We start from the raw sequence: 15,341 nt of genomic DNA on the forward strand, positions 1-15,341 counted from the left end.
TCGAAGGTGGCGGTGCGGGTGTGCGGGCTAGCGGAGCAGGTCCTCCGGGCCGAAGGCGTCGGGCAGGACCTGGTCCATGGTCCTGATCCCGCTGGTGGTCATCAGCTCCAGGTCGGGGCCGCGGTGTTCGTGCAGCAGCTGCCGGCAACGCCCGCAGGGCATGAGGATCGAGCCCTGCCCGTCAACGCAGTAGAACGCCCGCAGCCGTCCTCCGCCGGTCATGTGCAGTTCGCCGATAAGCGTGCATTCGGCGCAGAGGACCACCCCGTAGGCGGCGTTCTCCACGTTGCAGCCGCTGACCAGCCGTCCGTCCTCGGTCAGGGCCGCGGCTCCTACCGGGTACTGCGAATACGGGGCGTAGGCGTGGGCCATGGCCTCGGTGGCCGCGGTGCGCAGCCGTTCCCAGTCCGCCTCGGACAGCGGCGACGACGGCGTGCCTGTGCTCATGGCCGGTTACTCCTTCACGTAGGGGATGCCGTTGGAGGCCGGGGGCCGGGACTTGCCGGCCAGGCCGGCGACGGCGAAGACGGTGACCACGTAGGGCAGCATCTGCATGAACTGGCTCGGGACCGGCGTGCCCAGGATGGTCAGCACGAACGAGAGGTTCAGCGAGAACCCGAACAGCAGGGCGGCGAAGAACGCCCCGATCGGGTTCCAGCGCCCGAAGATCAGCGCCGCCAGGGCGATGAAGCCCTGTCCGGCGGTCATTTCCTTGTTGAAGGACGAGGAGGTGACCAGGGTGAAGAATGCGCCGCCGACACCGGCCACGACGCCGGCGAGGGTGACGTTCCAGAACCGGATGGCGTTCACCCGGATGCCCACTGTGTCGGCGGCCTTGGGATGTTCGCCGACGGCGCGCACACGCAGGCCCCACCGGGTCTTGAACAGGCCGAACCACACCAGGAACACGGCCACGTACATGCCGTAGCCCAGGATCGTCTGGTCGAACAGGATCGGGCCGAAGATCGGGATCTCGGCCAGCCCGGGGATGCGGATGTTGTGGAAGCTCGGCGGCGCGTTGAACAGGGCCGAGTCGCTCTTCATCACGGTGGAGAACAGGAAGCTGGTCAGGCCCGCGACGAGCACGTTGAGCACGACGCCGACAATCACCTGGTTGACCAGGTACTTGATGCTGAACACGGCCAGCACCATCGAGACAACCACGCTGGCCACGATGGCGGCCAGGACGCCGGCCAGCAGGCTCTGCGTGATGGACCCGACGATCGCCGCCCCGAAGGCACCGGCGAGCAGCTGGCCCTCGATGGCGATGTTGATGACCCCCGAACGTTCGCAGAGCACGCCGGAAAGCGAGCCGAAGATCAGCGGGATCGCCAGCGTGAACGATCCGGCGATGAGGCCGGAGAAGTAGACGCTGGGGTTGTTGGCGCTGCCGATGACCCAGACCAGGAACGCGATGACCCACACGGCGGCGAAGGCCGGAACGAGCCAGCGCGGCAGGCGCCGGCCCCGGGAGGTGAGCTGGAAGGCATAGGCCGCCAGGAGCAGGAGCACGACGGCGGTGATCCAGCCCACCACCGTCGTGCCCAGCACGACGTCGGGGACCTTCAGGGCATCGGAGTCGCGGGAGATCCGGAAACGCGCCGTCTCGTGCGGGCTGCCGATGGCGAAGCCCAGCAACGCGATGACGGCCAGGACCGCCAGGGCGGCCGGTCCGCCCCAGCTGCGGATGGCCGGGGCGGCCGCACGGGCCATGGATGCCGGTGTTGTGGTTGCGGTGCTCACGCTGCTCCTCCCGCCTTGGCGGTGCGCGCCGTGGCTTTCCTGCTCTTCTTCTGGCCGGTGTGGATGCGGAAGATCGAGCGCACCAGCGGCGGGGCGGCGATGAACAGCACGATGAACGACTGCACGACCAGGACGATGTCGATGGGGATGCCGGTGTTGGACTGCATGCCGACGCCGCCGGCGCGCAGGGCGCCGAACAGCAGGCCGGCAAAGAGCGTCCCGATCGGGTTCGAGCGGCCCAGCAGGGCCACCGTGATCGCGTCGAAGCCGAAGCTGGCGGCGATGTCGCCGGAGAGGGAGCGCTCGGTACCGGAGATCTGCGCGGTTCCGGCCAGTCCGGCCAGGGCACCGGCGAGGACCATGGCAGTGATGTAGGCGCGCGGGACGTTGATGCCGGCGGTGCGGGCGGCCTGCGGGTTGGCCCCCACGGCACGCAGTTCGAAGCCGGCGGTGGAGCGGTTGAGCAGCCACCAGACGAACGCGACCGCCAGCAGGGCCACCACGAAGCCCAGGTGCAGCCGGTAGCCGCTGCCGAACAGCAGCGGGTAGGCCGCCGACTGGTGGATCTCGGGGCTGATCGGGTTGTTCGAGCCCGGGCGCTGGAAGCCCGGGGTGGTCAGCGCGTAGAGCAGCAGGTAGACCGCGATGTAGTTGAGCATGATGGTCACGATGACCTCATGGGCGCCGCGCTTGGCCTTCAGGACCCCGGCGATGCCACCCCAGATGGCCCCGCCGACGATGCCGGCGACAACTGCCAGGAGCAGGTGGATCCCTGCGGGCAGGTCCAGCGTGAACCCGACCCAGCCGGCCAGCATCGCGCCGAGGATGATCTGTCCCTGGCCGCCGATGTTGAACAGGCCCACGCGGAAGGCCAGGGCAACGCCGAGGCCGGCCAGGATCAGCGGCGTGGCGACCGTCAGGGTCTCGGTCAACGGGTAGATCGCGTTGGCGAACCCGTCGGCCTGGGTGTTGAAGATGGCGCTGCGGAACAACGCGCCGTAGGCATCCGAGACCGAGGTCCAGATGGCCGAGAGCATGTCCGTGGGCCGGGCGAAGAAGTAGCTGGCCGTGGAGGTCACCCGCTCGTCGGTGGCCGCGATCAGGATGGCGCCGACGATCAGGGAGAGCAGGATGGCCAGGACGGAGACCAGGCCGTTGCCGGTGGTGATCCGGTGCATGAGCGATGCCCCCGGTTCACGCGGCGCGGCCTCCGCCAGCTGGGCCGGAGTGTTCCCGGCCGCCGCACCGCCGGGAACCGAATCCTGCGGCGGTGGCTGGGTCGGGTTGTCGGTGGACGCTGGGTCTCGGTCCGGCAGGTTCGCGGGATCACTCATTCCCGTGCTCCTCTTCTTGGTTGGCCGCGGGGGTGTCGACGGCGGTGGCAGCGGGCTGGGCGGGATCGCCGGCGGTGGCTCCGGCCTCGTCGGCGGAGGCCCCGGCCATCATCAGGCCCAGGACATCGCGGGGGGTGTCGCCCGGGACGATGCCGACCAGCTGGCCCTTGTAGAGCACTGCGATGCGGTCGGCCAGTTCGACGACTTCGTCCAGTTCGGTGGAGACGATGAGGACGGGGGTCCCCGCGTCCCGTTCGGCGATGATGCGGCGGTGCAGGAACTCGATGGAGCCGACGTCGACGCCGCGCGTCGGCTGGGAGGCAATGAACAGCTTCAGCGGCCGGGAGAGCTCGCGGGCCATGACGACTTTTTGCTGGTTGCCGCCCGAGAGCGTGCCCGCATCGGATTGGGCGCCCTGGGTGCGGATGTCGTATTCGACGATCTTCGCGTCGGCATTCTCCGCGATGACCGTTCCGCGCATGTTCATCCCGCGGGCGAACGGCGGCCGGTCGTACTGGTTCAGGACCAGGTTCTCGGCGACGGTGAAGGTGCCCACCAGTCCGTCGGTGCTGCGGTCCTCGGGGACGAAGCCGACCCCAGCGTTGATGATCGACTTGACGCTGCGCCCCAGCAGGTCCTGCCCCTCGAGCGTGATCCGTCCCGAAGTGTGGTCCAGCAGGCCCATGATGGCCTCGGTGAGCTCGGTCTGCCCGTTGCCCTGCACGCCGGCGACCGCGAGGATCTCGCCTTTCGAGATCGAGAACCCGACGCCATCGAGCAGGACCTGGCCGTTGTCGGCCAGCACGGTGAGGTCCTCGACGGTGAAGGTCCGTTCGCCCGGGGTGGCCGGTTCCTTGTCCAGGCTCAGGCTCACGGACCGGCCGACCATCAGCGAGGCGAGTTCGGCCGCCGAGGCACTCGGTTCGGCGTTTCCGACGACCTTGCCGCGGCGGATCACGGTGATCACGTCCGAGATCTCCTTGACCTCGCGCAGCTTGTGGGAGATGAAGACGACCGAGGTGCCGGCGTCGCGCAGTTGGCGGATGATGTTCAGCAGCTCGTCGGTTTCCTGCGGGGTGAGCACCGCGGTGGGCTCGTCCAGGATCAGGACCTTGGCTTCGCGCACGAGGGCCTTGATGATCTCCACCCGCTGCTGGACGCCCACGGGAAGGTCCTCGACGAGGGCATCGGGGTCGACGTGGAAGCCGAACCGGTCGGAGATCTCGCGGATCTTGCGGCGGGTCGCCTCCATGTCCAGCACGCCGGCGCCCCGGGTGGCCTCGTCGCCCAGGGCCACGTTCTCGGCGACCGTGAACACCGGGACGAGCATGAAGTGCTGGTGGACCATGCCGATGCCCGCGGCCATGGCGTCGCCGGGGCCGTTGAACCGGACAGGGGAATCGTCGATGAGGACCTGGCCGGCCGTGGCCTCGTACAGGCCGAAGAGGACGTTCATCAGCGTCGACTTGCCCGCCCCGTTCTCACCCAGCAGCGAGTGGACCTGGCCGGGTTCGACGACAACGGTGATGTCGTCGTTGGCCGTGAAGGACCCGAATTTCTTGGTAATTCCGCGGAGTTCCAGTTTCACGCCGTTACCTTATTTCCCTTCTTGTCCGGGCACGCCGTGGCCGCGGATATCACAGGTCGTGGAGACCGTCGGACCCAGCGTAGTCGCGAAAGCCGGGCGGTGGGCAGGCACACGCCGCCCAGCCCACCGCATCGGGTGTGGGAGCTGGACGGCGTGCGCTGTCCGGAAACGCCGCCGGGAGCCCATGGGCCGCCGGCGGCAACCGGGTGCCGGTTACTTCGGGCTGGACGGGGAGTCGACCTCGATCTTCCCGGAGATGATGTCGGCCTTGATCTGGTCGAGTTCAGACTTCATCTCGTCGGAGACCTTGGAGTCGAAGTCGTGGAACGGGGCCAGGGCAACGCCCTCGTTTTCCAACGTGCCGACGTAGGGTGCGTTGTCGAAGTTCCCGTCAACGTCCGCGGTGACCACCTTGTCCACGGCTTCGCCCATGAGCTTGACGACCGAGCTGAGGATGTATTCCTTGCCGTTGGGAACGGTGTTGTAGCCGTCGGAGTCGACCCAGATGACCTTGGCGTCCTTGCCATTGGCGTTGGCCTCGGTGACGGCGTCGATGGTGCCCAGGCCCACGGGGCCGGCCACGGGCATGATGACATCGGCGCCTTCGTTGATGAAGTTCGTCGTGTTCGTCTTGCCCTTGCCCTGGTTCTCGAAGTCCCCGGTGAACGTGCCGTTCTGCTTGTCGGCGTTCCAGCCCAGGACCTTGACGTCCTCGTCCTTCTGCTCGTTGTAGTACTGCACGCCCTCGTAGTAGCCATCCATGAAGATGGTCACGGTCGGGATGTTCATGCCGCCGTAGGTGGCGACCTTGCCGGTCTCGGTGGTCCCGGCGGCCAGGTAGCCGGCCATGAACGCTGCCTGGGCCGTGTCGTAGATGATGGGCTTGACGTTTTCGGCGTCGATCGAGTTGTCGTCGATGATCGCGAAGTGCGCGTCGGGGTTGGCCTTGGCCAGCTTCTTGGTGGCATCGGCCAAGAGGAACCCGACGGTGACCGTCAGGTCGCAGCCGCTCTTGACCATGGAGCTGAGGTTCGGCTCGAAGTCGGTGGCTGCCTGGGATTCGGCTTCCTTGGTCTTGATGCCCAGTTCCTTCTTGGCCTTCATCAGGCCTTCGTAGGAGGACTGGTTGAACGAGCGGTCGTCGAATCCGCCGGAGTCCGAGACGATGCAGCCGGTGTAGTCGGCGGCGCCCGGGTGGGTCGAGGCGGCCGCCGTCTCAGTGGCCTCGGGGGCGGTTCCGCAGGCGGTCAGGACCAGGGCGGAGACGCCCAGGACGGCAGCGAGCTGGCCGGTGGAGCGCTTCAGGGTGCGCTGTGGCTTCTTCAAGTTTCCTCCAGTGACGAGTGGTGCATCGGGTCCGTCCCTCCGGGCCCGGGCGATACATCCTGCCACGAAAGGGAGCCAACCGCGTCCGCCCTCCCAAGGCAGGAAGACGTGACGGGCAATACAGTAGCGCCGCCGACGGCGGCCCGGCCACCACATGCCTGTGACACGTCAATATTGTTGACTATTTGTTACCAACAAGTAGACGTTTCAGGCGTCCTGTCCACCGTCGATGGCCCGCAAGGCGGCGGCGGCCATGACCCGGACGCCGGTTTCGATCGCGCGCTCGTCGGGGATGTAGTCCCCCCGGTGTAGGTCGTAGGTCTCCCCGCCCGGCGCCCTGGTCCCCAGGCGCATCATGGCACCCGGGATCTTGTGCGTCATCCAGGCAAAATCCTCCCCTCCCATGGACTGGGGGGTGAGCACGATCGACGTCGAACCGATCTCGGCCCGTGCGGCGCGTTCGATCAGGTCCGTTTCGGCCTCGGCGTTGACGACCGGGGGCACCCCCCGCGTGTGCTCGAGCTTCACGTCGACGCCGTAGGGAACCGCAACCTGCCGGACCACCTCGTCCAGCAGCGTCCCCGCGGATTCCCAGGCCGCACCATCCAGGCAGCGCATGGTCCCGGCCATGTAGCCGGCGGCCGGGATCGCGTTCGGGGCCGAGCCGGCGTGGATCTGCCCCCAGACCACCGATACGGCGCTGCGCACATCGATCCTGCGGTTCAGCACGGCCGGGACGTTCACGGCGATCTCGGCCAACGCGAAGACCAGGTCCTCGGTCAGGTGCGGGCGGGAGGTGTGTCCGCCGCGGCCGGTGAGTTCGATCTTGATCGTGTCGCTGGCACTGGTGATCGCGCCGATGCGGGTGCCGATCATTCCGGCGTCGACCCGCGGCTCGCAATGCAGCGCCAGGATCCGCGGAACGCCCTCCAGCACTCCCTGCTCGATGACGCTCAGCGCGCCTCCGGGCATGGTCTCCTCCGCTGGCTGGAAGATGATGCGGATGCGCCCTCCCAGTTCCCCGGCGGCATGCATGCGGCCCAGGGTCAGGGCCACGCCCAGCATCACGGTGGTGTGGATATCGTGGCCGCAGGCATGGCAGACGCCGTTGCGCGTGGAGGCGTAGTCGAGGCCCGTTTCCTCCAGGATCGGCAGGGCATCGATGTCGGCGCGCAGGCCCAGGCGGATGTCGCCGTCGCCGATGTCCACGAAGAGCCCGGTGCTCTCCAAGGGCTGCGGTTCGAGTCCGGCCGCCTGCAACGCCGCGGTGATGCGTTCGGTGGTCCGGAACTCCTGGAAGGACAGTTCCGGGTTGGCGTGCACGTCGCGGCGGAAACCGATCAGCTGGGGCAGCAGCGGTGCCAGCCAGGGCCCGATGGCGGGATGGGACGATTGCTGCGCTGGTTCTCGAGTCACATGCACGACCCTACGACGAACGGCAGGCAAGATCCGAGTTCGCAACGCAGTTGTTGCGCCGCCCGCACGGCCTTTCGCGGCGGGTGCGCCGGGCCGGCGCAGACCGGGACGGCCTACAGGACGTCGACGTCCCCGGACGCCTTGAGCGCCTCCACGGCCTTCTTCACCGACTGCGCATGGTCGCTGGTGGTCACCAGCAGGGCATCCCCGGTATCGACGACGACAACATTTTCGATGCCAATGAGCGCGATCATCCGGTGGGTGTCGGAGACCACGACGCCCGAGGCCTGGTCGGCGTAGACCCGCGCGCCCTCCCCCAGGACCGTGAGGTTCGTGGCCTCGCTGGCCGGGTTGAGCCGCCCGATGGCCGCGAAATCCCCCACGTCGTCCCAGGTGAAGTCCCCGGGGATCATGGCCACATCGCCGACCGCGGCGGCCGGTTCGGCCACTGCGTAGTCGATGGCGATCTTGGGCAGGTCCGGCCAGATGCGCTGCTTCACGGCGTCGCGTTCATCCGTGTCCCAGGCCGCGGCGATCTCCATCAGGCCGGCATGCAGCTCTGGCTCGTTGCGCTCGAGGTGCTTCAGCATCAACGACACGGGGGCCACGAACATGCCCGCATTCCAGAGGTAGTCGCCACTGTCCACATACCCCTGGGCAACCGCCTCGTCCGGCTTCTCCACGAATTCGAGCACCGAGGTCGCGCTGGGTGCGCCCTCCACCTGGAGCGCCTGTCCGGCCCGGATGTAGCCGAAAGCGGTCGACGGCGACACCGGCTTGATCCCGATGGTGACGATCTTGCCGGTGGCCGCCGTATGGATTGCCTCGCGCACCGTTTCCTGGAAGACCTCCACGGGGCCGATGACCTGGTCCGCGGCAAAGGAGCCCATGATGATGTCGGGGTTCCGGCGGTGCAGGATGGCGGCGGCCAGCCCGATGGCGGCGCCAGAGTCCTTCGGCTCGGATTCGAGGACGAGGTTCGACTCCTCCAGTTCGGGCAGCTGGGCCTGGACGGCCCCGCGGTGTGCCTGCCCGGTGACAACCATGATGCGATGGTCGGCCAGCGGCAGGAGCCGTTCATAGGTCGCGCGGATGAGCGTCGTCCCCGAACCGGTCAGGTCGTGGAGGAACTTGGGGGCTGCCGCACGCGAGAGGGGCCACAGCCGGGTCCCGACTCCGCCTGCGGGGATGACGCCGTGGAACCGGGCCAGAAGGTCTTCGTTCATGAGTCAACACTAAGCGATCACCGGCCGGAATCGCGGGAGCCGCAGCGCGATTTACCACACGCAAACGTCACGTATTTTCCGCAGGATTCCGGGCGATACGCCACGTCAGCACAGACAACGTGAGGCTCGCCACAAGGGTAGGGTAAAGAAGAAGCCTGAGAGTCCCCTGTGGTCTAGGATCAGGCTAGGAACGCTTACGCACCGGCGCCAATCTTTTGTGTGCACGCCACACGAACGCCCTTGCGATGCATGGAGGTTAATTCAGTGTCGAAGACATCGTCAGGCACCCTCTACCGCGGCCGCGAAGGCATGTGGTCCTGGGTAGGGCATCGGGTCACCGGTGTCGTCATTTTCTTGTTTCTTCTGGTGCACGTGCTCGATACGTCCCTGGTGCGGGTCTCCCCCGGTGCCTACGACGCAGTGATCGGCACGTACAAAAACCCGTTGATGGCCATCGGGGAATTCGGTCTCGTCGCTGCGATCATGTTCCACGCCTTCAACGGCCTGCGCCTCGTCCTCGTTGACTTCTGGAAGTCCGGGCCGAAGTACCAGCGGCAGATGCTCTGGGGCGTGCTGATCGTGTGGGTCGTTGCCGTCGTCGGTTTCGGGATCCGCCACTTGTCCCTCGCTTTCGGAGGTCTTTAAGCCATGGCAACCACAGAATTCGTTGCACCACGCACGGGGCGCATCGACCCCAAGTACACCCGCTCCAAGTCCAAGAGCGGCAACTTCGAGATGCTGGCGTGGCTGTTCATGCGCATCTCCGGTGTCCTGCTGGTCATCCTGATCTTCGGGCACCTCTTCGTGAACCTGCTGGTCGGCGACGGCGTGCACGCCATCGACTTCGGCTTCGTGGCCGGCAAGTGGGCCAGCCCCCTCTGGCAGTTCTGGGACCTGGCCATGTTGTGGCTGGCCATGCTGCATGGCACCAACGGCGTGCGCACGATCATCGCCGACTACGTGGAGAAGGACCGCCCGCGGTTCTGGCTGCAGCTGGTGCTCATGCTGTGCTCCGCGGCCATCATCATCCTCGGCACCCTGGTGATCTTCACCTTCGATCCGTGCATCCCGGGCTCCACCCTCGCGGTCTGCCAGTAGTCCCGGCGAGCTTCGCCGAAAACAAGATTCAAAGAAGAGAGAGCATCCGGTATGCAGGTACATAAGTACGACGTCGTCATTGTCGGCGCCGGTGGCGCAGGCATGCGTGCTGCCATCGAGTCCGGCCAGCGCGCCCACACGGCCGTGCTGACCAAGCTTTACCCCACTCGTTCCCACACGGGGGCCGCACAGGGCGGCATGTGCGCTGCCCTGGCCAACGTCGAAGAAGACAACTGGGAGTGGCACACCTTCGACACCGTCAAGGGCGGCGACTACCTGGTTGACCAGGACGCAGCCGAGGTCATGGCCAAGGAGGCCATCGAGGCGGTCCTCGACCTGGAGAAGATGGGCCTGCCGTTCAACCGCACGCCCGAGGGCAAGATCGACCAGCGCCGCTTCGGCGGCCACACCCGCGACCACGGCAAGGCGCCGGTCCGCCGCTCCTGCTACGCCGCAGACCGCACCGGCCACATGATCCTGCAGACGCTGTACCAGAACTGCGTCAAGCACAACGTCGAGTTCTACAACGAGTACTACGTGCTCGACATGCTGACCGTCGAGGAGGAGGCCACCCGCGAGGACGGCACCACCTACCTGCAGAAGCGCATCGCCGGCGTCGTTTCCTACGATCTGGCCACCGGCGAGATCCATGTCTTCCAGGCGAAGTCGGTCATCCTGGCCACCGGCGGCGCTGGCAAGGTCTTCAAGACCACCTCCAATGCCCACACCCTCACCGGCGACGGCATGGGCATCGCCTTCCGCAAGGGCATCCCGCTGGAGGACATGGAGTTCGTCCAGTTCCACCCCACCGGCCTCGCCGGCCTGGGCATCCTGCTCTCCGAAGCCGCGCGCGGCGAGGGCGCGATCCTGCGCAACTCCGAGGGCGAGCGGTTCATGGAACGCTACGCCCCGACCATCAAGGACCTGGCGCCGCGTGACATTGTGGCCCGGTCGATGGCCAACGAGGTCCGCGAAGGCCGCGGCTGCGGCCCGAACAAGGACTACGTCCTGCTGGACCTGACGCACCTGGAACCGGCCCACATCGACGCGAAGCTCCCGGACATCACCGAGTTCGCCCGCACTTACCTCGGCGTCGAGCCCTACACGGAGCCGGTGCCGGTCTTCCCGACCGCCCACTACGTGATGGGCGGCGTGCCGACGAACATCAAGGGCGAGGTCTTCCAGGACAACGAATTCACCATCCCGGGCCTCTACGCCGCCGGCGAGGTCGCCTGCGTCTCCGTCCACGGCTCCAACCGGTTGGGCACGAACTCCCTGCTGGACATCAACGTGTTCGGCAAGCGCTCGGGCATCGCCGCCGCCGAGTACTCCAAGACGGCCGACTGGGTCGAGCTGCCGGAGAACCCGGTCGCCGACACGGAGGCCTTGCTCGACGTCGTGCGCACCGGTACCGGTACCGAGCGCATCGCCGCGATCCGCAAGGAACTCCAGGACACCATGGACGCCAACATGCAGGTCTTCCGCACCAAGGAGACCATCATGAAGGCCCTGGCCGACGTCAAGGGCTTCCGCGAGCGGTACAAGAACATCAGCATCCAGGACAAGGGCAAGCGCTTCAACCTGGATCTGCTCGAAGCCGTGGAGCTCGGCTTCCTGTTGGACCTGGCCGAGGTCATGTCCGTCTCCGCCCTGCACCGCCACGAATCACGCGGCGGCCACTTCCGTGAGGACTTCCCGGACCGCGACGACGAGAACTTCATGAAGCACTCGATGGTCTACAAGGACGATTCCGCGGAAATGGAGGGCATCCAGGGCATCCGGTTCGACACCAAGCCCGTGATCTTCACCCGTTACCAGCCGATGGAGCGTAAGTACTAATGAGCAGCGAAGTTCCCGAACCAGCATCCAAGGTCGATCTGGCCCCCGGTGTCGGTGGCGGCGGGGAGATCCCGCAGTTCGACATCACCCTGCGCGTGCGCCGCTACAACCCGGAGTTCTCCGAGGAGGCCACCTGGGAGGACTACGCGCTGACCATGTACGGCACGGACCGCGTGCTGGACGCCCTGCACAAGGTGAAGTGGGAGATCGACGGCTCGCTGTCCTTCCGCCGCTCCTGCGCCCACGGCGTCTGCGGTTCCGATGCCATGCGCATCAACGGCCGCAACCGCCTGGCCTGCAAGACGCTGCTGAAGGACCTGGACACGTCCAAGCCCATCACGGTCGAGGCCATCAAGGGCCTGCCGGTCGAGAAGGACCTGATCGTGGACATGGAGCCGTTCTTCCAGTCCTACCGCGAGATCATGCCCTTCATGATCACCAAGGGCCACGAGCCGGCCGCCGAGCACTACCAGTCCCCCGAGGACCGGGAACGCTACGACGACACGACCAAGTGCATCCTGTGTGCAGCCTGCACCTCGTCGTGCCCGGTGTTCTGGACCGACGGCCAGTACTTTGGCCCGGCCGCGATCGTGAACGCCCACCGGTTCATCTTCGACTCCCGTGACGAGGGGGGCGACATGCGCCTGGAGATCCTCAATGACAAGGAAGGCGTGTGGCGCTGCCGCACCACCTTCAACTGCACCGAGGCGTGCCCGCGTGGCATCCAGGTCACCAAGGCCATCTCCGAGGTCAAGCAGGCCATCCTGGCCCGCTCCGTCTAGCCTCCTGCGGCCCCGGCCGTCACTACCGCACAGGGCGCTGTCACCCCGTCTCACCGGGGTGACGGCGCCCTGTCGCACGTCATGGCGCGTCATGGATGGCCTATCGGGTGCCAGTCGTGGAGCCAACCGGGGTCCGCCGCTGCCGGGTAGGCGCGGGGTGGCGAGTCAGGGACGGGTTTGCGGCCAGCCGGATTCCTCGCGCACCGGCCCGTGGAGCTCCCGCAACTGGTTCGCGCGAGCGCGCAGGGTGGGCCTGTTCCCGCGGCGGACAGCCGCCTCGATGTCTGCGGTCGCCACGGCGCCCCATGCGGTGGCGATCAGGTAGACCTGGCTCAGCAGGTAGAACCAGACGAATAGCCCGAGGATCACAGCAAAGGAGGCCAGCAGCGGGTTCCTTGTCACGCTGCCCAGCAGCTCGGAGGAGAAGTAGCGCAGGATCGACGAGCCGGCGCCGGCGAGGAGGGCGGCCTGCAGCATCGCCCAGCGTGGCATGTTGATCCCCGAGGCCAGCCGGAACAGGATGACCGCCACCAGCGCGTCCAGCAGGAGCATGACCAGCAGGCTGGCGACCTGGGTCAGACCAATCGCGAACACCGACTCGATCTTGAGGAAGTCGATGACGACATGGATGAATCCACCGGCCAGGAACCCGACGACGGTGGTCACTACCAGGCACAGGCCCAGGAGGACCAGCACGCCAAGGTCGCGCAGCTTGACCACGACCGCGTTCAACCGCAGCTGGTTCAACCCGTACACGCCGCGCATCCCCTCGCGCAGCCCGGCGATCCAGCCCAGAGAGGTCAACAGCATGGTCGCCGTGGAGATCACCAAAGTCCAGCCGAACCCCCTGGATTGGAAGAGCGTCTCGGGTTTGGCCAGTCCCCCGTTCCCGGTGTCGATTAGCCCCGGGGTGCTCTTCGCGACGGTTTCCACCACCAGGTCCTGCAGGTCCTTGCTCCCGCTGGCGATGATCCCGAAGATGGAGAATCCGGCGACGAGCAGGGCCGCGACGGAGAAGAACATGTTGTAGGCGCTGCCCGCAGCCATCAGCGGGCCATGGCGCTGTCCGTAGAGCGTGAACACGCGCATGAGCTTAAGCGAGTTCAGCCACCCGAGGAAGGCGCCCAGCGCCGCCAGTGCGACCTTGGCCACCCCCTGTTCCTCGCGCCGTGTCCGGCCCAACGCGGTGCGCTTGTGCAACCGCTCCACGCGCAAAGCCGCCCGGTCCAGCGGGGAGTTCACGGCGGCGGCCTCGGCGGACCCGCCGGGAAGGTCCGTACCTGAAAGCGCGGCGGCTCGGCCTCGCTGGGCGATGGTGCGGCTAGTTATGCGTTTGTCGGGCTTGGCCAAGGATCAATTCCTCCTGGAGGGCCCACAGGCCATCGGCGTCGTGTTCAAACAACCCGATTCTATCCACGGGAAATTCGGCGGCGTAGCCTTCTAGGCGTTCCAACGCGAGATCCAGCTGGCGTTGGGGCAGATCGTGGGCGATCGTCAGATGCGGGTGGAAGTCGAATTCCGCGGTCGGGCTCAGGGGCCCGGCCTGCAAAGCCCGGTGCAGCGAGACGCATTCGTCGAACCCGTCCTCGACCTGCAGGAACACCACGTTCGTCACCGGCCGGAAGCTAGCCGTGCCACGCAGGCTGAGCCGGAAGCACCCGGCACGCGCGGCCACGTTCCGCACGTGTTCGCGTACCGCCACCCAATCGGTGGCCACCGCCCCGGTGACCAGCGTGATGTGTGGCGGGATGCTTCCGGCCACGGGATCACCGAGCGAGGCCCGCTCCTCGCGCAACTGGGAGCGCAGGGGTTCGGGCAAGGGGATGACCACCCCGACGCTGACTCCCTCGTCCCCGGGGCGCTCGGCCCCGGGGACGCCGGTTCCCCGCTCGGGAAGCACCATGCGCTAGCGCACGCTCTCGCCGTCGCCGACCGCCAGGTCCCGGGGCGCAGCCTGGGAGACGGCCGGCAGGAAGCCCACATTCGAATACACGGCGTCCAGCGTGGCGGTGGCGATCTCCCGGGCACGTGCGGCGCCGACCGCCAGCTGGCGGTCGAGCTCGGCGGAATCATCGAGCAGCTCGAGCGTCCGGCGCCGGATCGGCTCCACGCGGGCGACGACGGCGTCGGCCACGTCGACCTTGAGGTGTCCGTACATCTTGCCCTCGTACTCCTCGACGAGATCGGCAATGGTTTTCCCGGTGATGGTCGAGAGGATCTCCAGCAGGTTCGTCACCCCCGGCTTGCCCTCCCGGTCGTGGGCGATGACGGTGTCGGCATCGGTGACCGCGGACTTGATCCGCTTGGTGATGACCTTCGGGTCATCGAGGATGTTGATCAGGCCGTTGGGGCTGGCCGCGGACTTGGACATCTTCGACCGAGGATCCTGCAGGTCGTAGATCCGCGCCCCCTCCTTCTGGATGAGGGGTTCCGGGACCCGGAACGTCTCGCCGAAGCGGTGGTTGAAGCGCTGGGCGAGGTCGCGGGCGAGCTCGACGTGCTGGCGCTGGTCGTCGCCGACCGGCACGGCGTGCGGCTGGTAGAGCAGGATGTCCGCAGCCATCAGGACCGGGTAGGTGAACAGGCCGACGCTGACCGAGTCCTGCCCGCCCTTGGCCGACTTGTCCTTGAACTGCGTCATGCGCGAGGCCTCGCCGAAACCGGTGATGCAGTTCAGCACCCAGGCCAGCTGGGCGTGCTCCGGCACGTGGGACTGCACGAACAAGGTGGCCGCGTCCTGGTCGATGCCGCCAGCGATGTACTGCGCCGCCGTCGTGCGCGTGCGTTCGCGCAAGGACGCGGGATCGTGTCCGACGGTGATGGCGTGCATGTCGGGGACGAAGAAGAAGGCGTCGTACTCGTCCAGCGATTTGACCCAGTTGACGAGGGCGCCCAGGTAGTTGCCCAGGTGCAGCGAGTCGGCTGAGGGTTGCATCCCGGATAGGACGCGGGGCCGGTGGCCCTCGGGGTTCAGGAGTTCGGTCATGGT

General features: G+C 67.0%; 14 protein-coding genes. 4 read left to right on the top strand and 10 right to left on the bottom strand.

Going from position 1 to position 15,341, the window contains the following annotated elements; translation table 11 throughout:
• Positions 1-27: 27 nt before the first annotated feature.
• The 7 genes from AB8M85_RS07075 to AB8M85_RS07105 all read right to left on the bottom strand — a co-directional run bounded on the left by AB8M85_RS07075 (position 28) and on the right by AB8M85_RS07105 (position 8,633).
• Positions 28-447, bottom strand: a complete 420-nt coding sequence (locus tag AB8M85_RS07075) for a cytidine deaminase (RefSeq protein ID WP_372698070.1) — start codon at positions 445-447, stop codon at positions 28-30.
• A 6-nt stretch (positions 448-453) separates the two neighbouring features.
• Positions 454-1,713, bottom strand: coding sequence for an ABC transporter permease (locus tag AB8M85_RS07080; protein WP_372698545.1), 1,260 nt, complete (start codon positions 1,711-1,713; stop codon positions 454-456).
• 26 nt (positions 1,714-1,739) lie between these two features.
• Positions 1,740-3,077, bottom strand: a complete 1,338-nt coding sequence (locus AB8M85_RS07085) for an ABC transporter permease (protein ID WP_372698071.1) — start codon at positions 3,075-3,077, stop codon at positions 1,740-1,742.
• Entirely contained in the window at positions 3,070-4,665 is a 1,596-nt protein-coding gene (locus AB8M85_RS07090) for an ABC transporter ATP-binding protein (RefSeq protein WP_372698072.1), read from the bottom strand. The genes AB8M85_RS07085 and AB8M85_RS07090 overlap by 8 nt, the downstream gene beginning before the upstream one ends.
• Positions 4,666-4,878: 213 nt before the next feature.
• Positions 4,879-5,991 (bottom strand): BMP family protein, encoded by a 1,113-nt coding sequence (locus AB8M85_RS07095; protein WP_372698073.1) that lies wholly within the window; start codon positions 5,989-5,991, stop codon positions 4,879-4,881.
• 207 nt (positions 5,992-6,198) lie between these two features.
• Positions 6,199-7,407 (bottom strand): amidohydrolase, encoded by a 1,209-nt coding sequence (locus AB8M85_RS07100; RefSeq protein ID WP_372698074.1) that lies wholly within the window; start codon positions 7,405-7,407, stop codon positions 6,199-6,201.
• A gap of 113 nt (positions 7,408-7,520) precedes the next feature.
• The gene (locus AB8M85_RS07105) at positions 7,521-8,633 is read right to left on the bottom strand and encodes a mannose-1-phosphate guanylyltransferase (RefSeq protein WP_372698075.1); all 1,113 of its coding nucleotides are present in this window, start codon (positions 8,631-8,633) and stop codon (positions 7,521-7,523) included.
• A gap of 249 nt (positions 8,634-8,882) precedes the next feature.
• Here AB8M85_RS07105 and sdhC point away from each other — a divergent pair, with 249 nt between their 5' ends.
• From sdhC to AB8M85_RS07125, 4 genes are read left to right on the top strand one after another with little or no spacing between them, the layout of a single operon-like run.
• Positions 8,883-9,278, top strand: a complete 396-nt coding sequence (gene sdhC / locus AB8M85_RS07110) for a succinate dehydrogenase, cytochrome b556 subunit (protein WP_372698076.1) — start codon at positions 8,883-8,885, stop codon at positions 9,276-9,278.
• 3 nt (positions 9,279-9,281) lie between these two features.
• A complete protein-coding gene (locus AB8M85_RS07115) occupies positions 9,282-9,731 on the top strand; it encodes a succinate dehydrogenase hydrophobic membrane anchor subunit (RefSeq protein ID WP_372698077.1) in 450 nt (149 codons plus the stop codon).
• A 51-nt stretch (positions 9,732-9,782) separates the two neighbouring features.
• Positions 9,783-11,570, top strand: a complete 1,788-nt coding sequence (sdhA, locus tag AB8M85_RS07120) for a succinate dehydrogenase flavoprotein subunit (protein WP_372698078.1) — start codon at positions 9,783-9,785, stop codon at positions 11,568-11,570.
• Positions 11,570-12,352 carry a succinate dehydrogenase iron-sulfur subunit gene (locus tag AB8M85_RS07125; protein ID WP_372698079.1) on the top strand — a complete coding sequence of 261 codons (783 nt, stop codon included), beginning with the start codon at positions 11,570-11,572 and terminating at the stop codon, positions 12,350-12,352. Before sdhA ends, AB8M85_RS07125 begins: the two co-directional genes overlap by 1 nt.
• A 165-nt stretch (positions 12,353-12,517) precedes the next feature.
• Here the strand turns inward: AB8M85_RS07125 and AB8M85_RS07130 are convergent, their stop codons facing one another.
• Genes AB8M85_RS07130 through trpS form a run of 3 tightly spaced genes read right to left on the bottom strand, consistent with a single transcriptional unit; the run spans position 12,518 to position 15,338 of the window.
• Complete coding sequence (locus tag AB8M85_RS07130) at positions 12,518-13,702, bottom strand: YihY/virulence factor BrkB family protein (RefSeq protein ID WP_372698080.1); 1,185 nt, start codon at positions 13,700-13,702, stop codon at positions 12,518-12,520.
• Positions 13,674-14,255: a 2'-5' RNA ligase family protein gene (locus AB8M85_RS07135; RefSeq protein ID WP_372698081.1), complete on the bottom strand. Its 582-nt coding sequence runs from the start codon at positions 14,253-14,255 to the stop codon at positions 13,674-13,676. Before AB8M85_RS07135 ends, AB8M85_RS07130 begins: the two co-directional genes overlap by 29 nt.
• A 3-nt stretch (positions 14,256-14,258) precedes the next feature.
• Positions 14,259-15,338, bottom strand: a complete 1,080-nt coding sequence (gene trpS, locus AB8M85_RS07140; RefSeq protein WP_372698082.1) for a tryptophan--tRNA ligase — start codon at positions 15,336-15,338, stop codon at positions 14,259-14,261.
• Between the last annotated feature and the right edge of the window lie 3 nt (positions 15,339-15,341).

Origin of the sequence: Arthrobacter sp. JSM 101049 (assembly GCF_041679245.1) — a bacterium.
GTDB lineage: Bacteria > Actinomycetota > Actinomycetes > Actinomycetales > Micrococcaceae > Arthrobacter_H.